A 23604-nucleotide genomic window follows, 5' to 3' on the forward strand; every position below is an offset into this window, starting at 1 on the left:
GGGAGGAAACCATAGATGTTTACTTTGATAGGCCAGATTAAATATCAAAGTATGCGATTATTTATAGCTTGATGCAAAAGTGGTATGCCTATTAAAAGTTACTGCACATAGCTTTTAATATTCCGTTCAAAGGAAAGGGGCATACAATTGAACAATCTGTAATAGTACTTTTAACCAGCTATGCTAAAAGTCTAGTAGGGAGAACAGTTGTCCAATCACATAAGAACCTCTAACTTCGTTAGTACGATTAAGAAAAGCTTTTTAGTTAGTATGTAATACAATTTATTGACGCGCGTGAATCTCTTTTATAAGAGTGTGTAGGGAATGGCGTTGTATAAATTGTATTAGAAGAACTTCTAACGCATCTCTGTGGTTAAAAGAGATGAAGGGAACGACAGTTTAATTAAAACTGCATAAGAACTTCTAGCTTTTCTCTCTCGTTCAAAGAGAAGCAGCTGTTCGCAGTTTAATCAAAACCACATAAAGCTTTTAACTTTACTCTTTGATTTAAAGAGTGATAAATGTTTACAGTTTAATTAAAACTGCATAAGAACTTCTAGCTTTTCTCTTTCGTTCAAAGAGAAGCAGCTGTTCGCAGTTTAATCAAAACCACATAAAGCTTTTAACTTTACTCTTTGATTTAAAGAGTGACAAATGTTTACAGTTTAATTAAAACTGCATAAGAACTTCTAGCTTTTCTCTTTCGTTCAAAGAGAAGTTCTAATACCACCATATCGTGCGATCGGGAACGGTATATATATTAATAGGAGGGTAATATATATTTAACGCACGATATGGGACTATTAGCCTTCGACTTTGTTATGTTGATGTGTGGCCTAAAATATTGGAGATACCAATATTTTAGGTTGCATCAACATCAATTCATCTTACTTCATTAAAACACAGCGTGTTATTTCATGCTTCCGTGTACAGTTTCAATATTTGATTTCATCATTTTGTAGTAAGAGTCACCTTTAGTGCCTTCTTTACCGATTGAATCTGTGTACACTTCACCAAAGATATCTTTCTTCGTTTCTTCAGATAAACTTTCCATTGCTTTCTTATCAACACTTGTTTCTACTAATAAGTGTTTTAATTTGTGCTTTTTAACAAACTCAATAGCTTGTCTCATTTGTTCAGGTGTACCTTGTTTTTCAGTGTTAATTTCCCAAATATAACCTGGTGTAATACCGTATTGTTTTGAGAAGTACTTGAAGGCACCTTCACTTGTAATCATGGCACGTTGTTCTTTTGGAATGTCATTAAATTTGTCTTTACTGTCATTATTTAATTTTTCCAATTGAGCAATGTATTTGTTACCTTGCTTTTCATAATCTGCTTTATGTTTTTTGTCGTTATCGATAAATGTTTGTTGAATTGTTTTTACGTATTTAATACCGTTATCTAAACTTAACCATGCGTGTGGATCTTGTTTATCTTTGTTGCCTTCTTCACCGTTTAAATAGATAGGTTTAACATCTTTTGATACTGCGATAACTTTTTTATCTTTTAATGATTTACCAGCCTGTTCTAAGGCTTTTTCAAACCAACCGTTACCAGTCTCTAAATTTAATCCGTTGTATAAAATAACGTCAGCGTCAGTTAACTTTTTAATATCTTTAGGTTTAACTTCATATTCATGAGGATCTTGACCAACAGGTACAATACTATGAATATCGACGTTGTCTCCACCAACATTTTTAGCCATATCATATAAAATTGAATTCGTCGTTACTACTTTTAATTTGCCATTTGACTTATCACTGCTTTGTTTACCACCAGTACCACATGCAGCAACTAGAAGTAATAAGGCTAATAATAAAGGTACTAATTTTTTCATGTTAAACTTCCTCGTTTCTTTCTATTCGTAAATTTTGTGAAAAATAATGTGATGATATAAATTACAAACGTACAAAGTACGATTGTCGCACCACTAGGAATGTTGTAAATATAGCTGTAATAAAGTCCGACAATTGAACTTATGACACTTATTAAACTTGCTATAATCATCATTGAGTATAGTTTTTTACTAATTAAAAATGCTGTAGATGCAGGTGTAATTAATAATGCAACTACAAGAATAATACCTACCGTTTGAATACTTGCTACTGTTACTAATGAGAGTAACAACATCACAAAGTAATGTAATAACGTCGTATTTAGACCACTCATTCTACTAAACGTTGGATCGAATGTAGAAATCATTAATGGACGATAGAAAATAATGATTAGAATAAGGACGATTGAACCAATCACAATAGTTGTTAAAAATGCACTATTTGTGATTGCCAGTAAATTACCAAACAGAATATGGTACAAATCTGTCGTAGTGTTTATTAAGCTAATAATAATAATCCCCGAAGCTAAGAAAGCGGTAAAACTAATTCCAATAGCGGCGTCAGGTTTCGTTTTACTACTAGATGTGATATAACCGATAAAAATACTTGCGATCATACCAGTTATAAGTGCGCCTACAAACATTGGAATACCAAATAAGAATGATAGGGCAACACCAGGTAATACTGCGTGACTCATTGCATCTCCCATTAATGAAAGACCACGTAATACAATTAAACTACCAACTGTACCACAAACTATCCCTACAATAATTGAAGTTATCAATGCTCGATTCAAGAATTGATATGTAAATAAATGTTCGACAAACTCTAACATGTTATATTGCTCCTTTGACTAGGGTCACTACAGTCAGTGCTACTCATAAATGTTTCGTTTAAGCGAGTGACACTCATAGCCTCTTCACTATCACCAAAGTATCGTAATGTTTGATTTAATAGAATAATGCGATCAAAGTATTGCTTTGCTTTTGATAGATCATGGTGGATGATAAGAATAAGTTTTCCTTGTTGTTTTAAGTTCTCGATTTTTGTCATGATTAATTTTTCGCTACTAAAATCAATTCCGACAAACGGCTCATCTAGAAAATAAACTTCACTTTCGGACATCAATGCTCTTGCTACTAGCACACGTTGTAATTGTCCACCACTTAATTCTGAAATTTGTCGATGACGTAAAGATTCTAATTCTAAATCGCTTAATAACTGTTTGAGTTTATCCCTTGCTGATTTATTAGGTCGTCTAAACCATCCAATTTCTTTGTAGCAACCTGATAAAATCACTTGTTCCACACTTATAGGAAAATCTAAATCAATATGTGCTTTTTGTGGAATATATGTAATATGTTGCAGTTGTTGTTGTATAGGTTTGTTATATAACAATTTAGTACCGGTAGCATTAAATTCACCAATTAAAGACTTGATAAGGGAAGATTTACCAGCACCATTCGGGCCCATGATACCAATTATTTCGCCGCGTACTGGTATCGATAAGGAAATGTTTTTAAGTACATGCTTATTACCTAAAAACAGATTTAAATCTTTTGTTTCTAACAAACGTTTATACCTCCTAATTAAAAGTTTAGGCTAACCTAATTAATTGTATAATAAACTGAGAATATTTATCATGTCAAGTAAATTCGTGATATAATATAGACAATGTATGTGAGGTGAAAGTATGTTAACTGAAGAAAAAGAGGACTATTTAAAGGCAATCCTTACGAATAATGGCGATAAAAACTTTGTGACAAATAAAATCTTATCTCAATTTTTAAATATTAAGCCTCCATCTGTAAGTGAAATGGTAGGACGTCTTGAAAAAGCAGGCTATGTTGAAACAAAACCATACAAAGGTGTTAGATTAACAGAGGATGGTTTAACGCATACGCTTGATATCATTAAGAGACATCGACTATTAGAATTATTTTTAATAGAAATATTGAAATATAATTGGGAAGAAGTACATCAAGAAGCAGAAATTTTAGAACATCGAATTTCAGATTTATTTGTTGAAAGGCTGGATAGCCTGTTAAATTTCCCAGAAACTTGCCCGCACGGCGGTGTGATTCCTAGAAATAATGAATATAAAGAGAAATATATAACAACGATTTTGAATTATGAACCTGGTGATATCGTTACAATCAAACGTGTGAGAGATAAGACCGATTTGCTAATATATTTGTCTAGTAAAGATATTTCTATTGGTAATGAAGTGGAAATTGTATCGAAAGATGAAATGAATAAAGTAATTATCATTAAACGTAATGATAATGTAATTATTGTCAGTTACGAAAATGCAATGAACATGTTTGCTGAAAAATAAAATAAAGAAGCCATAAAGATATCCATGATTGAACTGATAAAGACATATGGATAATTGCTTTAGGCTTCTTTTTTATTAGTTAATTTATCAAGTGAGTATATTTGAGTAAAATATTCACTGCATAAAGATTGAAGATAATCCAGATTGTACTATAAATGAAGATAGGTACATGACTGAGTTCTTTAAGTGCACTACCATCCCACTGTGGACTCGGACGCTGGAAAGTCAATTTAGCAATCGTCCAACTAGATTGTAGAACTTCGCCTAATAATACACCTAAAATATATTGATAACTCATTGTGACAAGTAGTTGAATTTCTACTATATTTTCATCTTTTAATATAAAATACAACATGATAGAAATTAAAGTTATAACAACAATGGGTGAGCCTTTTCTAGATGTTAAAATTAAAAAATAAATAAATATCAATAAATAGGTAAATATAAAGAAACTAGGTATCTGATAATGGCTCGACGCTAAACCTATCAATAACATAATAGGTGGCATAAAATAACCACCAATCGTTGTAAGCCATTGGCCTGCTAGATGTCTAGATTGTGTAATTGCGAATCCTTGTTGTAATGTCTGTTGTCGCTCTCGTGGACTTGTTACAATGACTAAATCTTTTGCACGGCCACCAGCGAGTTTATTAAACAGTACATGACCAAATTCATGTGTTAAAACAGGGATATAGTTTAAAATGACATCTAAATAGTTCAAAACAGGCTTATGTCTATATTGATGAATAGCAATATAACAAGCTGCAACAATAACGATAATGTATATATTAAGTTGAATTGTCGTATTAAAAAAGTTTGATAAATAATTCATTGTTAACCTCATATAAGATATTAATTTAAAGTTTGCTTATCACTTATTATAAATGATATTGGCATCAATAGCGTTAGACTTTAGACTTACCTTAGTTAAACTAATTTTAATTTTTGAAAAGGTGAATATGTGTTAAAATAAAGCAAAATCATTTCGATATAAATAGGATGAATATAAATACTGTTAATATTGATTACACTAACATAATAATGAAATAAGATAGGAGATTCCTGTTATGACTGTTGAAGAAAGATCCAATACAGCCAAAGTTGACATTTTAGGGGTCGATTTTGATAATACAACAATGTTGCAAATGGTTGAAAATATTAAAACCTTTTTTGCAAATCAATCAACGAATAATCTTTTTATAGTAACAGCCAACCCTGAAATAGTGAATTACGCGACGACACATCAAGCGTATTTAGAGTTAATAAATCAAGCGAGCTATATTGTTGCTGATGGGACAGGAGTAGTCAAAGCTTCGCATCGTTTAAAGCAACCTCTAGCGCATCGTATACCTGGTATTGAGTTGATGGATGAATGTTTGAAAATTGCTCATGTAAATCATCAAAAAGTATTTTTGCTAGGGGCAACTAATGAAGTTGTAGAAGCGGCACAATATGCATTGCAACAAAGATATCCAAACATATCGTTTGCACATCATCACGGTTATATTGATTTAGAAGATGAGACAGTAGTGAAACGAATTAAACTGTTTAAACCTGATTACATATTTGTAGGTATGGGATTCCCTAAACAAGAAGAATGGATTATGACACATGAAAACCAATTTGAATCTACAGTGATGATGGGCGTAGGTGGTTCTCTTGAAGTATTTGCTGGGGCTAAAAAGAGAGCGCCTTATATCTTTAGAAAATTAAACATTGAATGGATATATAGAGCATTAATAGATTGGAAACGTATTGGTAGATTAAAGAGTATTCCAATATTTATGTATAAAATAGCCAAAGCAAAAAGAAAAATAAAAAAGGCGAAATAATCATGATGACAAAAATAAAACCGAGGAAATCCTTAAATGGAGATTCTCGGTTTTTTCGGTTTATTTAATAACGAAGCGGGACTCATCGAGTTTGTTTCTAAATTCTTTTTGTTCGGCTTTGGATTTCTTTTTAAAATCGTTAAGGAAAGCTTCATATTTAGGTAATACATCATCAAGTTCACCGTAATCTTTTAACTTTCCGCCTTCAATCCAAGCAATCTTAGTACAAAATTGTCTCACTTGTCCTAAGTTATGACTAACGAAAAAGATGGTTTTGTTTTGCTCTTTAAACTCGTAAATTTTATCTAAACATTTTTGTGCAAAAGTTTGGTCACCTACAGATAAAGCTTCGTCAATGACTAAGATATCTGGATTAACTGTGATATTAATTGAAAAACCAAGTTTTGCACGCATACCACTTGAATACTTTTTAACTGGTTGATAAATAAACTCACCAAGTTCACTAAATTCAATAATCTTAGGTGTCATCGCTTTAATTTCTTTTCGCTTAAAGCCCATACATAACATTTTAAATTCGATATTTTCAATCCCTGTAAGTTGTCCACTCAAGCCAGCACTAATTGCGATAACGCTGACTTCACCATTACGATCCACTTTGCCAACAGTAGGCGACAAAGAACCGCCAATGATATTGCTCAACGTTGATTTGCCGGAACCATTGATGCCAACAAGCCCTATGACGTCACCTTCATATGCTTTTAAACTAATGTCATCTAAAGCGAAAAATGTTTTGTTTTTATGTTTGGGAATGAGCGCATCTTTCATACGTTCTTTATTTGTACGATAAATACGATATTCTTTTGTTACATTTTTAATGTTTACCGAAACGTTCATTTGTAGACCTTCCTTATTCACATTTATCTAGATTATAATATACTACTCAACAGTTGTTAAATTTTAAAACCTGTTGTAAAGTGTATAGAAGATTTTGTTATTATCAGAGTGGGTGTTTTGACACAAAATGTTAATCATCAATGATAACAATGATATTTAAAAACTAAACTTATTTCAACTTACATGATTGTATACTATAATGTATTTGTAATAAACTAATATTTTAAAGAACTAGACAATAATTTTGATAGCATCCATGTATAGTGATAGTATTTACAACAATTATTATAATACTATTTAGTTAAGTAGAGAAATAGTTAAACATTTGAAAGTGTGGTTTAATGGAATGTCAGCAATAGGAACAGTTTTTAAAGAACATGTAAAGAACTTTTATTTAATTCAAAGACTGGCTCAGTTTCAAGTTAAAATTATCAATCATAGTAACTATTTAGGTGTGGCTTGGGAATTAATTAACCCTGTTATGCAAATTATGGTTTACTGGATGGTTTTTGGATTAGGAATAAGAAGTAATGCACCAATTCATGGTGTACCTTTTGTTTATTGGTTATTGGTTGGTATCAGTATGTGGTTCTTCATCAACCAAGGTATTTTAGAAGGTACTAAAGCAATTACACAAAAGTTTAATCAAGTATCGAAAATGAACTTCCCGTTATCGATAATACCGACATATATTGTGACAAGTAGATTTTATGGACATTTAGGCTTACTTTTACTTGTGATAATTGCATGTATGTTTACTGGTATTTATCCATCAATACATATCATTCAATTATTGATATATGTACCGTTTTGTTTTTTCTTAACTGCCTCGGTGACGTTATTAACATCAACACTCGGTGTGTTAGTTAGAGATACACAAATGTTAATGCAAGCAATATTAAGAATATTATTTTACTTTTCACCAATTTTGTGGCTACCAAAGAACCATGGTATCAGTGGTTTAATTCATGAAATGATGAAATATAATCCAGTTTACTTTATTGCTGAATCATACCGTGCAGCAATTTTATATCACGAATGGTATTTCATGGATCATTGGAAATTAATGTTATACAATTTCGGTATTGTTGCCATTTTCTTTGCAATTGGTGCGTACTTACACATGAAATATAGAGATCAATTTGCAGACTTCTTGTAATATATTTATATGACGAAACCCCGCTAACCATTAATAAATGGAAGTGGGGTTCATTTTTGTTTATAATTTAAGTAAATAACATATTAAGTTGGTGTATTATGAACGTTTTAATAAAGAAATTTTATCATTTGGTAGTTCGAATACTTTCTAAAATGATTACGCCTCAAGTGATTGATAAACCGCATATCGTATTTATGATGACTTTTCCAGAAGATATTAAGCCTATCATCAAAGCATTAAATAATTCGTCGTATCAGAAAACTGTTTTAACAACACCAAAACAAGCGCCTTATTTATCTGAACTTAGCGACGATGTTGATGTGATAGAAATGACTAATCGAACATTGGTAAAACAAATTAAGGCTTTGAAAAGCGCGCAGATGATTATTATCGATAATTATTACCTATTACTAGGTGGATATAATAAGACTTCTAATCAACACATTGTTCAAACGTGGCATGCAAGTGGTGCATTAAAAAACTTTGGCTTAACAGATCATCAAGTCGATGTGTCTGACAAGGCAATGGTTCAGCAGTACCGTAAAGTTTATCAAGCGACGGATTTTTACTTAGTGGGTTGTGAACAAATGTCACAATGTTTTAAACAGTCTTTAGGTGCAACAGAAGAGCAAATGCTGTATTTTGGGCTTCCGAGAATTAATAAATATTACACAGCTGATAGAGCAACGGTTAAGGCAGAGTTAAAGGATAAATATGGAATTACAAATAAGTTGGTATTATATGTACCAACATATAGAGAAGATAAAGCAGATAATAGGGCTATTGATAAAGCTTATTTTGAAAAATGTTTACCAGGATATACACTGATTAATAAATTACATCCATCAATTGAAGATTCAGACATTGATGACGTATCTTCAATCGACACGTCTACATTAATGCTAATGTCAGATATAATTATTAGCGACTATAGTTCGCTGCCAATAGAAGCTAGCTTGTTAGATATTCCAACTATATTTTATGTGTATGATGAAGGAACATATGATCAGGTGAGAGGCCTGAATCAATTTTACAAAGCAATACCGGATAGCTACAAAGTGTATACTGAAGAAGATTTAATAATGACGATACAAGAAAAAGAACATCTATTAAGTCCGTTATTTAAAGATTGGCATAAGTATAATACTGATAAAAGTTTACATCAGCTCACAGAATATATAGATAAGATGGTGACAAAATGAGGTTTACGATAATCATACCTACATGTAATAATGAGGCAACAATTCGACAATTGTTAATATCTATTGAGAGTAAAGAACACTATAGAATCCTTTGTATTGATGGTGGTTCTACTGATCAAACAATTCCTATGATTGAACGGTTACAAAGAGAACTCAAGCATATTTCATTAATACAATTACAAAATGCTTCGATAGCTACGTGTATTAATAAAGGTTTGATGGATATCAAAATGACAGATCCACATGATAGTGACGCATTTATGGTCATAAAACCAACATCAATCGTATTGCCAGGTAAATTAGATAGGTTAACTGCTGCTTTCAAAAATAATGATAATATTGATATGGTAATAGGGCAGCGAGCTTACAATTACCATGGTGAATGGAAATTGAAAAGTGCTGATGAGTTTATTAAAGACAATCGAATCGTTACATTAACGGAACAACCAGATTTGTTATCAATGATGTCTTTTGACGGAAAGTTATTCAGTGCTAAATTTGCTGAATTACAGTGTGACGAAACTTTAGCTAACACATACAATCACGCAATACTTGTCAAGGCGATGCAAAAAGCTACGGATATACATTTAGTTTCACAGATGATTGTCGGAGATAACGATATAGATACACATGCTACAAGTAACGATGAAGATTTTAATAGATATATCACAGAAATTATGAAAATAAGACAACGAGTCATGGAAATGTTACTATTACCTGAACAAAGGCTATTATATAGTGATATGGTTGATCGTATTTTATTCAATAATTCATTAAAATATTATATGAACGAACACCCAGCAGTAACGCACACGACAATTCAACTCGTAAAAGACTATATTATGTCTATGCAGCATTCTGATTATGTATCGCAAAACATGTTTGACATTATAAATACAGTTGAATTTATTGGTGAGAATTGGGATAGAGAAATATACGAATTGTGGCGACAAACATTAATTCAAGTGGGCATTAATAGGCCGACTTATAAAAAATTCTTGATACAACTTAAAGGGAGAAAGTTTGCACATCGAACAAAATCAATGTTAAAACGATAACGTGTACATTGATGACCATAAACTGCAATCCTATGATGTGACAATATGAGGAGGATAACTTAATGAAACGTGTAATAACATATGGCACATATGACTTACTTCACTATGGTCATATCGAATTGCTTCGTCGTGCAAGAGAGATGGGCGATTATTTAATAGTAGCATTATCAACAGATGAATTTAATCAAATTAAACATAAAAAATCTTATTATGATTATGAACAACGAAAAATGATGCTTGAATCAATACGCTATGTCGATTTAGTCATTCCAGAAAAGGGCTGGGGACAAAAAGAAGACGATGTCGAAAAATTTGATGTAGATGTTTTTGTTATGGGACATGACTGGGAAGGTGAATTCGACTTCTTAAAGGATAAATGTGAAGTCATTTATTTAAAACGTACAGAAGGCATTTCGACGACTAAAATCAAACAAGAATTATATGGTAAAGATGCTAAATAAATTATATAGAACTATCGATACTAAACGATAAATTAACTTAGGTTATTATAAAATAAATATAAAACGGACAAGTTTCGCAGCTTTATAATGTGCAACTTGTCCGTTTTTAGTATGTTTTATTTTCTTTTTCTAAATAAACGATTGATTATCATATGAACAATAAGTGCTAATCCAGCGACAAGGCATGTACCACCAATGATAGTGAATAATGGATGTTCTTCCCACATACTTTTAGCAACAGTATTTGCCTTTTGAATAATTGGCTGATGAACTTCTACAGTTGGAGGTCCATAATCTTTATTAATAAATTCTCTTGGATAGTCCGCGTGTACTTTACCATCTTCGACTACAAGTTTATAATCTTTTTTACTAAAATCACTTGGTAAAACATCGTAAAGATCATTTTCAACATAATATTTCTTACCATTTATCCTTTGCTCACCTTTAGACAATATTTTTACATATTTATACTGATCAAATGAGCGTTCCATTAATGCATTCCCCATCATATTACGTTGCTTCTCGCCACCAAGGTTTTTATAGTCTCCTGCACCCATGATAACTTGATTAATTCTAAATTTACCTCGTTTGGTAGTAATCGTATGGTTGTAATTTGCTGTATCACTTGATCCAGTTTTTAAACCATCTGTACCCGGCAAACTCATTTTTGCACCTTCCAATGAAAAGTTGAATGTGTAATACGTAACTGCATGCGTTGTTGGTGCTAACTGCTTTGTAAAGTCTAATATTTTAGGTGTCTCTTTAATCACGTGTAAATCTAAAATGGCATAGTCTCTAGCAGTCGTTACAGTACGTTCTTGGTCTTTATACTTTGTTGGTGCAAATGTACGTAATCTTGAATTTTCAGCACCCGTTGGATTGACGAAATGTGTATTTTTCATTCCGATAGCTTTAGCTTTGTTATTCATTAAATCAACGAAATCGCTGGTGTTTTTTGAAACCTTCTTAGCTAAAATTAATGCCGCGGCATTACTAGAATTAGATACTGTAATTTGTAATAGGTCTGCGATTGTCCATACTTGTCCAGGATATAGTTTCGTATTACTCAACTCAGGTAGTGTAGACATAATATATTCTTTGTTCGTCATTGTGACTGTGTCATCAAGTGAAAGCTGCCCCTTATTTACAGCTTCCAATGTTAAGTACATTGTCATTAATTTAGTCATAGACGCTGGATTCCACTTAGTATCGATATTGTATTGATACAGTAATTGTCCAGTTTGACTTACATTAACAGCACTCGTCGGTTCGTATGCAGCCGACAAACCTGCATAACCATATTGATTTGCTGCTTGTACAGGGGTTACGTCACTGTTAGTAGCTTGTGCATATGGTGTCATAATACTTAATGTTAAACATAAAATGATGATAATAGATATTAAATTTTTCATAAAGCGTTAATCTTCCCTTTTCCAATTCTTAAATATTCCCTAAAAGCAATGGTTATTCCTACTTACGGAAATCATTGCTAATTCACTTCACCTTAATTAAATTGTTGAAAATAAAGTTTTCTGCAGTTAATTTGAAAAATAATGCAAATATATTACGTGTGTAGCTAAAGGTGTTATAATGTTTGTACGAAGAGCAAACTTACTCAAAAGCGATTAATTTTCATGTTTTAATATAAAGACTTTGAGAAGTTATTACAAAAAATGCAATAGAAATATTCTATCATATAAATGTTATGAGCGGTATTTTGGGGCAACACTTTATTTGATTTTTAAAGTTTTGTTGGGAGAAAGTATATGATAGAAATGCATGTATCTATCTAAATGAATTAACTATAAATTTCAAACAGAAGAGGTAAAACTATGAAACGAGAAAATCCATTGTTTTTCTTATTTAAAAAACTATCATGGCCAGTGGGTCTTATCGTTGCAGCTATCACTATTTCATCACTAGGGAGCTTAAGTGGACTATTAGTGCCACTGTTTACTGGACGAATTGTAGATAAATTTTCCGTGAGCCATATCAATTGGAATCTAATCGCATTATTTGGTGGTATCTTTGTCATCAATGCTTTATTAAGCGGATTAGGTTTATATTTATTAAGTAAAATTGGTGAAAAGATTATTTATGCGATACGCTCAGTTTTATGGGAGCATATCATACAATTAAAAATGCCATTCTTTGACAAAAATGAAAGTGGTCAATTAATGAGTCGATTAACTGACGATACGAAAGTGATAAATGAATTTATTTCACAAAAGCTACCTAACTTATTACCATCAATCGTTACATTAGTTGGGTCACTAATCATGTTATTTATTTTAGATTGGAAAATGACATTATTAACATTTATAACGATACCGATATTCGTTTTAATTATGATTCCTCTAGGTCGTATTATGCAAAAGATATCGACAAGTACACAATCTGAAATTGCAAACTTCAGTGGTTTGTTAGGGCGTGTCCTAACTGAAATGCGTCTTGTTAAAATATCAAATACAGAGCGTCTTGAATTAGATAATGCACATAAAAATTTGAATGAAATATATAAATTAGGTTTAAAACAGGCTAAAATTGCGGCAGTTGTACAACCAATTTCAGGTATAGTTATGTTGCTAACAATTGCAATTATTTTAGGTTTTGGTGCATTAGAAATTGCGACTGGTGCAATCACTGCAGGTACATTAATTGCAATGATATTTTATGTTATTCAGTTATCTATGCCTTTAATCAATCTTTCCACGTTAGTTACAGATTATAAAAAGGCAGTCGGTGCAAGTAGTAGAATATACGAAATCATGCAAGAACCTATTGAACCGACAGAAGCTCTTGAAGATTCTGAAAATGTATTAATTGATGACGGTGTATTGTCATTTGAACATGTAGACTTTAAATATGATGTGAAGAAAATATTAGATGATGTGTCGTTCCAAATCCCACAAGGTCAAGTGAGTGCTTTTGTAGGCCCTTCTGGGTCTGGTAAAAGTACGATATTTAATCTGATAGAACGTATGTATGAAATTGAGTCAGGTGATATTAAATATGGCCTTGAAAGTGTCTATGATATCCCGTTATCTAAGTGGCGACGCAAAATTGGATATGTTATGCAATCAAATTCGATGATGAGTGGTACAATTAGAGACAATATTTTATACGGAATTAATCGTCATGTTTCAGATGAAGAACTTATTAATTATGCTAAATTAGCGAACTGTCATGATTTTATCATGCAATTTGATGAAGGATATGACACGCTTGTAGGTGAACGAGGATTGAAACTGTCTGGCGGACAACGTCAACGTATTGATATTGCTAGAAGTTTTGTTAAAAATCCTGATATTTTGTTACTTGATGAAGCAACAGCTAATCTCGATAGTGAAAGTGAATTGAAAATTCAAGAAGCTTTAGAAACATTGATGGAAGGTAGAACAACGATTGTCATTGCGCATCGTTTGTCTACAATTAAAAAAGCCGGTCAAATTATATTCTTAGACAAAGGACAGGTAACAGGTAAAGGTACGCATTCAGAACTGATGGCATCACATGCGAAGTATAAAAACTTTGTAGTGTCTCAAAAATTAACAGATTAATTTTATATATATAAGTAAGCTTGGAGCAAATACACATATACCATCGAGGAAATTAAAGTGTGGCACATTGATGGATATAGATGTTAATAAATTGCTTCAAGCTTTTGTCTATTTTAAATCATTTGAGAAGTTACGACATAATAATTCTTAAATTAATGAAATCGATATTTTAAGAAAAAAATGCTCATGGTATAATACAAGTTATAAGCAAACATACATATATTAAATACTGTAGCCACGAGTCATAATTCTTCATATTTTACATAGCAATTTAACTGATTTTAGAGTCCACGGTACAGAAGTTTGATATTTCAATGTTTCTAAATTTTTAAAAAATTAAATCATAGGTGGGTGCCAAATGTTTTTATTAATCAACATTATTGGTCTAATTGTATTTCTTGGTATTGCGGTATTATTTTCAAGAGATCGCAAAAATATCCAATGGCAATCAATTGGGATCTTAGTTGTTTTAAACCTGTTTTTAGCATGGTTCTTTATTTATTTTGATTGGGGTCAAAAAGCAGTAAGAGGAGCAGCCAATGGTATCGCTTGGGTAGTTCAGTCAGCGCATGCTGGTACAGGTTTTGCATTTGCAAGTTTGACAAATGTTAAAATGATGGATATGGCTGTTGCAGCCTTATTCCCAATATTATTAATAGTGCCATTATTTGATATCTTAATGTACTTTAATATTTTACCGAAAATTATTGGAGGTATTGGTTGGTTACTAGCTAAAGTAACAAGACAACCTAAATTCGAGTCATTCTTTGGGATAGAAATGATGTTCTTAGGAAATACTGAAGCATTAGCCGTATCAAGTGAGCAACTAAAACGTATGAATGAAATGCGTGTATTAACAATCGCAATGATGTCAATGAGCTCTGTATCGGGAGCTATTGTAGGTGCGTATGTACAAATGGTACCAGGAGAACTGGTACTAACGGCAATTCCACTAAATATCGTTAACGCGATTATTGTGTCATGCTTGTTGAATCCAGTAAGTGTTGAAGAGAAAGAAGATATTATTTACAGTCTTAAAAACAATGAAGTTGAACGTCAACCATTCTTCTCATTCCTTGGAGATTCTGTATTAGCAGCAGGTAAATTAGTATTAATCATCATCGCATTTGTTATTAGTTTTGTAGCGTTAGCTGATCTATTTGATCGTTTTATCAATTTGATTACAGGATTGATAGCAGGATGGATAGGCATAAAAGGTAGTTTCGGTTTAAACCAAATTTTAGGTGTGTTTATGTATCCATTTGCGCTATTACTCGGTTTACCTTATGATGAAGCGTGGTTGGTAGCACAACAAATGGCTAAGAAAATTGTTACAAATGAATTTGTTGTTATGGGTGAAATTTCTAAAGATATTGCATCTTATACACCACACCATCGTGCGGTTATTACAACATTCTTAATTTCATTTGCAAACTTCTCAACGATTGGTATGATTATCGGTACATTGAAAGGCATTGTTGATAAAAAGACATCAGACTTTGTATCTAAATATGTACCTATGATGCTATTATCAGGTATCCTAGTTTCATTATTAACAGCAGCTTTCGTTGGTTTATTTGCATGGTAATATGTCGAAGAGTGACTATGATAATACATTTTAACTAATAAATATGTCCAGGCATGTCGTCTATTGATATAGGTGAGATGCTTGGACTTTTTTATTATTGATATAAAGGTATTTAAATATTTTTAAAGTTACCGAAATTGAAGCATTATAAAAACCAAGTGCACATGGTAATACACTTGGCTTTTATGGGAAATGAATATTATTGTACATATGACAGTAAGGACTAGGTACAGTCATAGTACTTCGAGCAAAATTTGTTTTGTTATTATAAACAACACAAAGGAGATAACTTCTCTATTGAAGAAGTTAAAAACATTATAGCAGACAATGAAATGAAAGTAAATTAAAAATTCAGAATATTTTTAATTATTATATTGTGAGTGATATTTATTAGGGAAAGCTATTCTTCATATAAATTAGTTAAATAGTAAATCTTTGTTAGAACTCTTTCCATAGAGTTGTGACAGCATTTTTGTTGTGCTACTATTTTTATAGTCTAATAAATATATAAAGGGGATGGTTTCGTGAATAAAACGGTTAAAGATTTAATACTAGTTGTCTTAGGTTCATTTATCTTTGCTGCAGGTGTAAATGCATTTATTATTTCTGGTAACTTAGGTGAAGGCGGGGTTACAGGTTTAGCAATTATTTTATATTATGCGTTTCATATTTCACCAGCCATCACTAACTTCTTGGTCAACGCAGTATTGATTGCCATAGGTTATAAATTTTTGAGTAAGAGAAGTATGTACTTAACTATTCTTGTAACAATTCTTATTTCAATATTTTTGAGTTTAACAGAATCATGGCAAGTAGAAACTGGAAACAGCATTGTGAATGCCATTTTTGGTGGTGTAAGCGTTGGACTAGGAATCGGAGTAATTATCCTTGCAGGCGGTACAACAGCAGGTACAACAATTTTGGCGAGAATTGCAACGAAATACCTCGATGTAAGCACGCCATATGCTTTGCTTTTCTTCGATATGATCGTTGTTGCAATTTCACTTACAGTTATTCCACTTGATAAAGTATTAGTAACAGTAATATCACTTTATATAGGAACAAAAGTGATGGAATATGTCATAGAAGGTTTAAACACTAAAAAAGCTATGACGATTATTTCAACTAATCCCGACAAACTTGCCAAAGCAATAGACGAGCAAATTGGAAGAGGTTTAACCATTTTAAACGGACATGGCTATTATACGCGTGAAGAAAAAGATGTCTTATACGTTGTTATTTCTAAAACACAAGTTTCAAAAGCAAAGCGATTAATTAAACAAATCGATAAAGATGCATTCCTCGTAATTCATGATGTAAGAGATGTCTATGGTAATGGCTTTCTTGCAGATGAATAAATAAATGGTATGAGCACACATACTTAAATAGAAGTCCACGGACAAGTTTTTGAACTATGAAGACTTATCTGTGGGCGTTTTTTATTTTATAAAAGTAATATACAAGACATGACAAATCGAGCTATCCAATTTAAAAAGTAATGTTAGTCAATAAGATTGAAAAATGTTATAATGATGTTCATGATAATCATTATCAATTGGGATGTCTTTGAAAATTGATAATTTAAAAATAGAAATTATTTTTTATAAACAGAAAGAATTTTATTGAAAGTAGGGAAATTATGAATCGTTTGCATGGACAACAAGTTAAAATTGGTTACGGGGATAACACGATTATAAATAAATTAGATGTTGAAATACCAGATGGCAAAGTGACGTCAATCATTGGTCCTAACGGCTGCGGGAAATCTACTTTGCTAAAGGCATTGTCACGTTTATTGGCAGTTAAAGAAGGCGAAGTATTTTTAGATGGTGAAAATATTCATACACAATCTACGAAAGAGATTGCAAAAAAAATAGCCATTTTACCTCAATCACCTGAAGTAGCAGATGGCTTAACTGTTGGGGAATTAGTTTCATATGGTCGTTTTCCACATCAAAAAGGATTTGGTAGATTAACTGCTGAGGATAAGAAAGAAATTGATTGGGCAATGGAAGTTACAGGAACTGATACATTCCGACACCGTTCAATCAATGATTTAAGTGGTGGTCAAAGACAACGTGTTTGGATTGCAATGGCATTAGCACAAAGAACTGATATTATCTTTTTAGACGAACCAACAACATATTTAGATATCTGTCATCAATTAGAAATACTAGAATTAGTTCAGAAGCTAAATCAGGAACAAGGTTGTACAATTGTCATGGTTCTTCATGATATCAACCAAGCGATTCGTTTCTCAGATCATCTTATTGCGATGAAAGAAGGGGATATCATCGCTACAGGTTCAACAGAAGACGTATTAACACAGGAAATATTAGAAAAAGTTTTTAATATTGATGTTGTTTTAAGTAAAGATCCTAAAACTGGAAAACCTTTACTGGTAACTTATGACTTATGTCGCAGAGCTTATTCTTAATTAAGTAAGTTAATATGATAAAAAGGACAATTAACATGACAAATAGAGAGAACCCAACGCCATTGAAGTTTTTATCCTATATTATAGGTTTAAGTATGATACTACTAATCACACTATTTATTTCTACATTAATAGGTGACGCCAAAATTCAAGCCTCTACAATTATAGAGGCTATTTTTAATTATAATCCTAGCAATCAACAGCAAAACATCATCAATGAGATTAGGATTCCCAGAAATATAGCAGCAGTAATTGTAGGTATGGCGCTTGCAGTTTCTGGTGCGATTATACAAGGTGTTACTCGTAATGGTCTTGCTGATCCGGCGCTCATAGGTTTAAATTCAGGTGCTTCATTTGCTTTAGCATTAACATATGCAGTTTTACCAAACACTTCATTTTTAATATTGATGTTTGCTGGATTTTTAGGTGCTATTCTAGGAGGTGCTATTGTATTAATGATAGGCCGATCTAGACGTGATGGATTTAATCCGATGCGTATTATTTTAGCGGGTGCAGCAGTAAGTGCTATGTTAACAGCGCTAAGTCAAGGTATTGCATTAGCTTTTAGACTAAATCAAACAGTAACATTTTGGACTGCTGGAGGCGTTTCAGGCACAACATGGTCACACCTTAAGTGGGCAATTCCATTAATTGGTATTGCGTTATTCATTATATTAACAATTAGTAAACAACTTACCATTTTAAATCTTGGTGAATCATTAGCTAAAGGTTTAGGTCAAAATGTAACAATGATCAGAGGCATATGTTTAATTATTGCTATGATTCTAGCAGGTATTGCAGTTGCTATCGCTGGACAAGTTGCATTTGTAGGTTTGATGGTACCTCATATAGCAAGATTTTTAATTGGAACTGATTATGCTAAAATTCTACCATTAACAGCCTTGTTAGGTGGGATACTCGTGCTTGTTGCCGATGTGATAGCACGATATTTAGGAGAAGCGCCTGTTGGTGCAATCATTTCATTTATCGGTGTTCCTTACTTTTTATATTTAGTTAAAAAAGGAGGACGCTCAATATGATTAGTTCAAATAATAAACGCAGACAATTGATAGCACTGGCTGTTTTTAGCATTCTACTATTTCTAGGTTGTACTTGGAGTATTACCTCAGGTGAATACAACATACCTGTTGAAAGATTTTTCAAAACTTTAATTGGACAAGGTGATGCCATTGATGAGTTAATCTTATTAGATTTCAGGTTACCTCGGATGATGATTACTATTTTGGCTGGCGCAGCGCTTAGTATTAGTGGTGCAATAGTGCAAAGTGTCACAAAAAATCCAATAGCTGAACCAGGTATATTAGGTATTAACGCAGGTGGCGGATTTGCAATCGCATTATTTATTGCAATTGGTAAAATTAATGCTGACAACTTTGTTTATGTACTGCCGTTAATAAGTATACTAGGTGGTATCACCACTGCATTGATTATTTTTATTTTCAGTTTTAATAAAAATGAAGGTGTTACACCTGCGAGTATGGTATTAATAGGTGTAGGTTTACAAACAGCATTATATGGTGGCTCAATTACAATTATGTCAAAATTTGATGATAAGCAATCTGATTTCATCGCTGCTTGGTTTGCAGGTAATATTTGGGGTGACGAATGGCCATTTGTCATTGCATTTTTACCGTGGGTGTTGATTATTATTCCTTACTTACTATTTAAATCGAATACACTAAATATTATTCATACGGGTGATAATATTGCACGAGGTCTAGGTGTAAGGTTAAGCAGAGAACGTTTAATATTATTCTTTATCGCAGTGATGTTATCATCTGCTGCTGTAGCAGTAGCAGGTTCAATTTCGTTTATCGGATTAATGGGTCCGCATATTGCCAAACGTATCGTTGGACCACGTCACCAGTTGTTTTTACCAATTGCCATTTTAGTAGGGGCATGTTTACTTGTTATAGCTGATACAATTGGCAAAATTGTATTACAACCAGGTGGGGTTCCAGCAGGTATTGTCGTAGCAATTATTGGTGCACCGTATTTCTTATATTTAATGTACAAAACGAAAAATGTATAGTGTCAATGGACACAACTTATTGCTATGAAAGGCACTTTATTATAAGGCTTTTCATAGCATTTTTTATTTAATGAGCCACTCAAGACTATTTATTTTTTCAATAATGAACCATTAAGTTATCAAGAGGATCTTATCAAAAATATATTTGATAACGGTATCAGGTTAATTCTTTATGATAGCGCATTCATTTATTCTGTTTTATACTATGACTGATAATACCAAGGAGGTACAACATGATGAAAAAGTTAATCAATAAAAAAGAAACATTTTTAACTGATATGCTTGAAGGATTGTTAATTGCGCACCCAGAGTTAGATCTGATTGCTAATACAGTTATTGTAAAAAAAGCTAAGAAAGAACATGGTGTAGCAATAGTCTCTGGAGGTGGAAGCGGACATGAACCTGCGCATGCCGGTTTTGTTGCAGAAGGTATGCTAGATGCAGCGGTTTGTGGCGAAGTATTTACATCACCTACACCTGATAAAATATTAGAAGCTATTAAAGCAGTAGATACTGGTGATGGTGTATTACTAGTTGTAAAAAACTATGCAGGTGACGTGATGAATTTCGAAATGGCACAAGAGCTTGCAGAAATGGAAGGTATAAATGTTCAAACTGTTATTGTTCGTGACGACATTGCTGTGACAAACGAAGTACAACGTCGTGGTGTTGCAGGAACAGTGTTTGTTCATAAGCTTGCCGGTTATCTTGCTGAAAAAGGTTATTCATTAACAGAGATAAAATCGCGTGTAGAAGCGTTGTTACCTGAAATTAAAAGTATTGGTATGGCAATTGAGCCACCGCTTGTTCCAACTACTGGAAAATATGGCTTTGATATTGAAGACGACAAAATGGAAATCGGTATTGGTATACATGGTGAAAAAGGTATTCATAGGGAAGAAGTAAAGGATATTGATCATATTGTTGGAACATTGTTAGACGAATTGTATAAAGAAGTTACTGCCAATGATGTCATATTAATGGTAAATGGTATGGGTGGTACGCCGTTATCTGAATTAAATATCGTAACTAAATATATTCAACAAAATTTAGCTGCAAGAACGGTTAATGTTGCTAAATGGTTTGTTGGTGATTATATGACATCTTTAGACATGCAAGGTTTTTCTATAACTATCGTGCCTAATAAACCAGAATATTTGGAAGCATTTTTAGCACCAACAACAAGTCAATACTTTAAATAAGAAGTGAATATGAATAAATATACATTTATGAGGTGGCACAAATGAAAGTGAATGATATGAAAGCACGTTTATTAAATTTAGAAGAAACGTTTAAAAAACATGAATCTGAATTAACTGAATTAGATCGAGCAATTGGTGATGGTGACCACGGGGTTAACATGGTTCGTGGGTTTAGTAGTCTTAAAGACAAACTTGATGATAGCTCAATGCAATCATTGTTCAAATCAACTGGTATGGCATTGATGTCAAATGTTGGGGGTGCATCAGGACCACTGTATGGCTTTAGCTTTGTTAAAATGTCTGCAGTCACCAAAGATGATATGGATAATCAAGATTTCATTACACTAATTCAGGCATTTGCCGAAGCGGTTGAATCACGTGGTAAAGTTACTTTAAATGAAAAGACAATGTATGATGTAGTAGCGCGAGCAGCAGAGAAGCTTAAAAATGGTGAAACTTTAACATTCAATGATTTACAGCAATTAGCAGATAATACAAAAGATATGGTAGCAACGAAAGGTAGAGCTGCATATTTTGGAGAAGAATCAAAAGGTTATATTGATCCAGGTGCTCAAAGTATGGTTTATATTTTAAACGCTTTGATTGGAGATGAAGATAATGCCTAAAATTATACTTGTTAGCCACAGTAAAGAAATTGCAAGTGGTACAAAATCTTTGTTAAAGCAAATGGCAGGTGACGTTGATATTATACCAATCGGGGGATTACCAGATGGTTCAATTGGAACTTCATTTGATATCATCCAAGAAGTTTTGACTAAATTAGAGGATGATGCATTGTGTTTTTACGATATTGGATCTTCAGAAATGAATGTAGATATGGCAATTGAAATGTATGATGGTAATCATCGTGTGTTAAAAGTTGATGCACCAATTGTTGAAGGCAGTTTTATCGCAGCAGTAAAGCTATCAATCGGCGGTTCAATTGATGATGCATTAGCAGAAATCAAACAATCATTTTAGTTAAAATTTACTAATAATGAAAAATGTAAACCTTTTTCAAATGAAACTTTATAAAAAATATGATAGTATATATGTAAATGTTTAATAAAATCTGGAGAAATAGGAGGACATTGCCATGCAACACCTTATAAAAAAACATGTATTGAATGGCGAGTTTGATTTAGTACGACAATTGATGTCCGAAACAGATTTTATGGAATTTGAAGAAGCATATATTTCAAGTGCGCATGAAGTAGAAAGTATGATGTTTTATACATGTATTTTAGATATGATTAAGTACGAAGAATCATCTGAAATGCATGACTTAGCATTTTTATTGCTTGTGTATCCACTAAGTGAATATGAAGGTGCTTTGGATTCTGCTTATTATCATGCAGACGCTTCCATAAAACTTACTGACGGCAAAGAAGTTAAAAGTTTGTTACAAATGTTATTATTGCATGCGATACCAACACCTGTTATTTCAGATAAGAAGGCTTTTGATATCGCCAAGCAAATTTTAAAATTAGATCCTAATAATAATGTTGCTCGTAACGTCTTAAAAGACACTGCCAAACGTATGGACAACGTTGTTGTTGATATAAATGAATTACACCAACGTAATGCACGTTAATTACATTTCAATTATATTAGCTTAATAATAGTTTTAACATTTGGTTGGGTTGGGCATATGTTCCAGCCTTTTTTAATACTTAAAAACTAACGAAGTATACTTGTGTGCACAAATGGTTTTTATACAACATTTTATAAATTTATACATTTTAATAAAGAACATACGATAGATGGTTTAAACCTTGTTAACTGAGAAATTTTGATATGTATTCTTCGAAATTTAACTAAATATACGAAATTCAAGAAGCACAATAATTAATCATTTTTCCTATACAAAAGTTCGTATGACTGCATTATAAAAGCATAAATTTATAATTTTTTTAAATGTCATTGAACGTGATAATGTGAATGGATTGAGCAATTTTGAAAAAGTGAAAAATAACCTATGCGACTTGCAATTAATTTTCAGTACGTTATAATGCACACTG

At 32.4% G+C, this 23604-nt stretch carries 23 protein-coding genes; 17 read left to right on the forward strand and 6 right to left on the reverse strand.

Translation table 11 applies throughout. The features are described 5' to 3' along the window. Positions 1-910: 910 nt before the first annotated feature. Genes mntC through AA076_RS03105 form a run of 3 tightly spaced genes read right to left on the reverse strand, consistent with a single transcriptional unit; the run spans position 911 to position 3410 of the window. Positions 911-1840 (reverse strand): manganese ABC transporter substrate-binding lipoprotein MntC, encoded by a 930-nt coding sequence (mntC, locus tag AA076_RS03095; protein WP_000737654.1) that lies wholly within the window; start codon positions 1838-1840, stop codon positions 911-913. After that, complete coding sequence (locus AA076_RS03100; protein ID WP_000889252.1) at positions 1837-2673, reverse strand: metal ABC transporter permease; 837 nt, start codon at positions 2671-2673, stop codon at positions 1837-1839. Before AA076_RS03100 ends, mntC begins: the two co-directional genes overlap by 4 nt. Beyond that, positions 2667-3410, reverse strand: a complete 744-nt coding sequence (locus AA076_RS03105; RefSeq protein ID WP_000894464.1) for a metal ABC transporter ATP-binding protein — start codon at positions 3408-3410, stop codon at positions 2667-2669. The genes AA076_RS03100 and AA076_RS03105 overlap by 7 nt, the downstream gene beginning before the upstream one ends. Before the next feature lie 121 nt (positions 3411-3531). Between AA076_RS03105 and AA076_RS03110 the strand changes: the two genes are divergently transcribed. Next, positions 3532-4176 (forward strand): metal-dependent transcriptional regulator, encoded by a 645-nt coding sequence (locus AA076_RS03110; protein ID WP_000954654.1) that lies wholly within the window; start codon positions 3532-3534, stop codon positions 4174-4176. A gap of 79 nt (positions 4177-4255) precedes the next feature. Here the strand turns inward: AA076_RS03110 and AA076_RS03115 are convergent, their stop codons facing one another. After that, complete coding sequence (locus AA076_RS03115; protein ID WP_001108545.1) at positions 4256-5008, reverse strand: M50 family metallopeptidase; 753 nt, start codon at positions 5006-5008, stop codon at positions 4256-4258. Between the two features lie 235 nt (positions 5009-5243). On the opposite strand from AA076_RS03115, the gene tarA reads away from it, so the two are divergent. After that, positions 5244-6008 carry an N-acetylglucosaminyldiphosphoundecaprenol N-acetyl-beta-D-mannosaminyltransferase TarA gene (tarA, locus tag AA076_RS03120; RefSeq protein WP_000215388.1) on the forward strand — a complete coding sequence of 255 codons (765 nt, stop codon included), beginning with the start codon at positions 5244-5246 and terminating at the stop codon, positions 6006-6008. A gap of 60 nt (positions 6009-6068) precedes the next feature. Here tarA and tagH read toward each other — a convergent pair whose 3' ends face one another. Continuing rightward, positions 6069-6863 carry a teichoic acids export ABC transporter ATP-binding subunit TagH gene (tagH, locus tag AA076_RS03125; protein ID WP_001103232.1) on the reverse strand — a complete coding sequence of 265 codons (795 nt, stop codon included), beginning with the start codon at positions 6861-6863 and terminating at the stop codon, positions 6069-6071. A 346-nt stretch (positions 6864-7209) separates the two neighbouring features. On the opposite strand from tagH, the gene tagG reads away from it, so the two are divergent. From tagG to tagD, 4 genes are all read left to right on the forward strand, one after another. Then, entirely contained in the window at positions 7210-8022 is an 813-nt protein-coding gene (gene tagG / locus AA076_RS03130) for a teichoic acids export ABC transporter permease subunit TagG (protein WP_001273058.1), read from the forward strand. Positions 8023-8120: 98 nt separating this feature from the next. After that, positions 8121-9224 (forward strand): teichoic acid glycerol-phosphate primase TarB, encoded by a 1104-nt coding sequence (gene tarB, locus AA076_RS03135; protein ID WP_001101603.1) that lies wholly within the window; start codon positions 8121-8123, stop codon positions 9222-9224. Beyond that, positions 9221-10282, forward strand: a complete 1062-nt coding sequence (locus AA076_RS03140; protein WP_001212874.1) for a glycosyltransferase family 2 protein — start codon at positions 9221-9223, stop codon at positions 10280-10282. Before tarB ends, AA076_RS03140 begins: the two co-directional genes overlap by 4 nt. Before the next feature lie 62 nt (positions 10283-10344). Beyond that, positions 10345-10743 carry a glycerol-3-phosphate cytidylyltransferase gene (gene tagD / locus AA076_RS03145; protein WP_000832260.1) on the forward strand — a complete coding sequence of 133 codons (399 nt, stop codon included), beginning with the start codon at positions 10345-10347 and terminating at the stop codon, positions 10741-10743. A 116-nt stretch (positions 10744-10859) separates the two neighbouring features. Here the strand turns inward: tagD and pbp4 are convergent, their stop codons facing one another. Then, positions 10860-12155, reverse strand: a complete 1296-nt coding sequence (gene pbp4 / locus AA076_RS03150; protein WP_000793070.1) for a penicillin-binding protein PBP4 — start codon at positions 12153-12155, stop codon at positions 10860-10862. Between the two features lie 420 nt (positions 12156-12575). Between pbp4 and AA076_RS03155 the strand changes: the two genes are divergently transcribed. The 11 genes from AA076_RS03155 to AA076_RS03205 all read left to right on the forward strand — a co-directional run bounded on the left by AA076_RS03155 (position 12576) and on the right by AA076_RS03205 (position 23177). Continuing rightward, entirely contained in the window at positions 12576-14303 is a 1728-nt protein-coding gene (locus AA076_RS03155; protein WP_000817954.1) for an ABC transporter ATP-binding protein, read from the forward strand. A 358-nt stretch (positions 14304-14661) separates the two neighbouring features. Continuing rightward, entirely contained in the window at positions 14662-15891 is a 1230-nt protein-coding gene (locus AA076_RS03160; RefSeq protein WP_000479279.1) for a NupC/NupG family nucleoside CNT transporter, read from the forward strand. A 254-nt stretch (positions 15892-16145) separates the two neighbouring features. Then, on the forward strand, positions 16146-16238 hold the full coding sequence (locus AA076_RS14505; protein WP_001788321.1) for a hypothetical protein: 93 nt from the start codon (positions 16146-16148) through the stop codon (positions 16236-16238). A 177-nt stretch (positions 16239-16415) separates the two neighbouring features. Then, positions 16416-17249, forward strand: coding sequence for a YitT family protein (locus AA076_RS03170; protein WP_001044662.1), 834 nt, complete (start codon positions 16416-16418; stop codon positions 17247-17249). Positions 17250-17530: 281 nt separating this feature from the next. Further along, complete coding sequence (locus AA076_RS03175) at positions 17531-18328, forward strand: ABC transporter ATP-binding protein (protein ID WP_001080809.1); 798 nt, start codon at positions 17531-17533, stop codon at positions 18326-18328. 35 nt (positions 18329-18363) lie between these two features. After that, positions 18364-19368, forward strand: coding sequence for a FecCD family ABC transporter permease (locus AA076_RS03180; protein ID WP_000184741.1), 1005 nt, complete (start codon positions 18364-18366; stop codon positions 19366-19368). Then, positions 19365-20381, forward strand: a complete 1017-nt coding sequence (locus tag AA076_RS03185) for a FecCD family ABC transporter permease (protein WP_000625878.1) — start codon at positions 19365-19367, stop codon at positions 20379-20381. The genes AA076_RS03180 and AA076_RS03185 overlap by 4 nt, the downstream gene beginning before the upstream one ends. A gap of 233 nt (positions 20382-20614) precedes the next feature. Beyond that, the gene (dhaK, locus tag AA076_RS03190) at positions 20615-21583 is read left to right on the forward strand and encodes a dihydroxyacetone kinase subunit DhaK (protein WP_000976269.1); all 969 of its coding nucleotides are present in this window, start codon (positions 20615-20617) and stop codon (positions 21581-21583) included. Positions 21584-21624: 41 nt separating this feature from the next. Next, positions 21625-22209 carry a dihydroxyacetone kinase subunit DhaL gene (gene dhaL, locus AA076_RS03195; RefSeq protein WP_000867203.1) on the forward strand — a complete coding sequence of 195 codons (585 nt, stop codon included), beginning with the start codon at positions 21625-21627 and terminating at the stop codon, positions 22207-22209. Further along, positions 22202-22564 (forward strand): dihydroxyacetone kinase phosphoryl donor subunit DhaM, encoded by a 363-nt coding sequence (dhaM, locus tag AA076_RS03200; protein WP_001124167.1) that lies wholly within the window; start codon positions 22202-22204, stop codon positions 22562-22564. Before dhaL ends, dhaM begins: the two co-directional genes overlap by 8 nt. A gap of 115 nt (positions 22565-22679) precedes the next feature. After that, positions 22680-23177 carry a hypothetical protein gene (locus AA076_RS03205; protein WP_001164085.1) on the forward strand — a complete coding sequence of 166 codons (498 nt, stop codon included), beginning with the start codon at positions 22680-22682 and terminating at the stop codon, positions 23175-23177. Positions 23178-23604 lie beyond the last annotated feature (427 nt).

Origin of the sequence: Staphylococcus aureus, assembly GCF_001027105.1 — a bacterium.
In the GTDB taxonomy this organism is placed as follows: Bacteria; Bacillota; Bacilli; order Staphylococcales; family Staphylococcaceae; genus Staphylococcus; species Staphylococcus aureus.

Coding starts and splice junctions, on each gene's coding strand:
- dhaK (WP_000976269.1), top strand. CDS start 20,615: ATGATGAAAAAGTTAATCAATAAAAAAGAAACATTTTTAACTGATATG.
- AA076_RS03140 (WP_001212874.1), top strand. CDS start 9,221: ATGAGGTTTACGATAATCATACCTACATGTAATAATGAGGCAACAATT.
- AA076_RS03160 (WP_000479279.1), top strand. CDS start 14,662: ATGTTTTTATTAATCAACATTATTGGTCTAATTGTATTTCTTGGTATT.
- AA076_RS03115 (WP_001108545.1), bottom strand. CDS start 5,008: ATGAATTATTTATCAAACTTTTTTAATACGACAATTCAACTTAATATA.
- pbp4 (WP_000793070.1), bottom strand. CDS start 12,155: ATGAAAAATTTAATATCTATTATCATCATTTTATGTTTAACATTAAGT.
- AA076_RS03110 (WP_000954654.1), top strand. CDS start 3,532: ATGTTAACTGAAGAAAAAGAGGACTATTTAAAGGCAATCCTTACGAAT.
- tagH (WP_001103232.1), bottom strand. CDS start 6,863: ATGAACGTTTCGGTAAACATTAAAAATGTAACAAAAGAATATCGTATT.
- AA076_RS03180 (WP_000184741.1), top strand. CDS start 18,364: ATGACAAATAGAGAGAACCCAACGCCATTGAAGTTTTTATCCTATATT.
- tarB (WP_001101603.1), top strand. CDS start 8,121: ATGAACGTTTTAATAAAGAAATTTTATCATTTGGTAGTTCGAATACTT.
- tagG (WP_001273058.1), top strand. CDS start 7,210: ATGTCAGCAATAGGAACAGTTTTTAAAGAACATGTAAAGAACTTTTAT.
- tarA (WP_000215388.1), top strand. CDS start 5,244: ATGACTGTTGAAGAAAGATCCAATACAGCCAAAGTTGACATTTTAGGG.
- mntC (WP_000737654.1), bottom strand. CDS start 1,840: ATGAAAAAATTAGTACCTTTATTATTAGCCTTATTACTTCTAGTTGCT.
- dhaM (WP_001124167.1), top strand. CDS start 22,202: ATGCCTAAAATTATACTTGTTAGCCACAGTAAAGAAATTGCAAGTGGT.
- AA076_RS03100 (WP_000889252.1), bottom strand. CDS start 2,673: ATGTTAGAGTTTGTCGAACATTTATTTACATATCAATTCTTGAATCGA.
- AA076_RS03175 (WP_001080809.1), top strand. CDS start 17,531: ATGAATCGTTTGCATGGACAACAAGTTAAAATTGGTTACGGGGATAAC.
- AA076_RS03185 (WP_000625878.1), top strand. CDS start 19,365: ATGATTAGTTCAAATAATAAACGCAGACAATTGATAGCACTGGCTGTT.
- dhaL (WP_000867203.1), top strand. CDS start 21,625: ATGAAAGTGAATGATATGAAAGCACGTTTATTAAATTTAGAAGAAACG.
- AA076_RS03205 (WP_001164085.1), top strand. CDS start 22,680: ATGCAACACCTTATAAAAAAACATGTATTGAATGGCGAGTTTGATTTA.
- AA076_RS03155 (WP_000817954.1), top strand. CDS start 12,576: ATGAAACGAGAAAATCCATTGTTTTTCTTATTTAAAAAACTATCATGG.
- tagD (WP_000832260.1), top strand. CDS start 10,345: ATGAAACGTGTAATAACATATGGCACATATGACTTACTTCACTATGGT.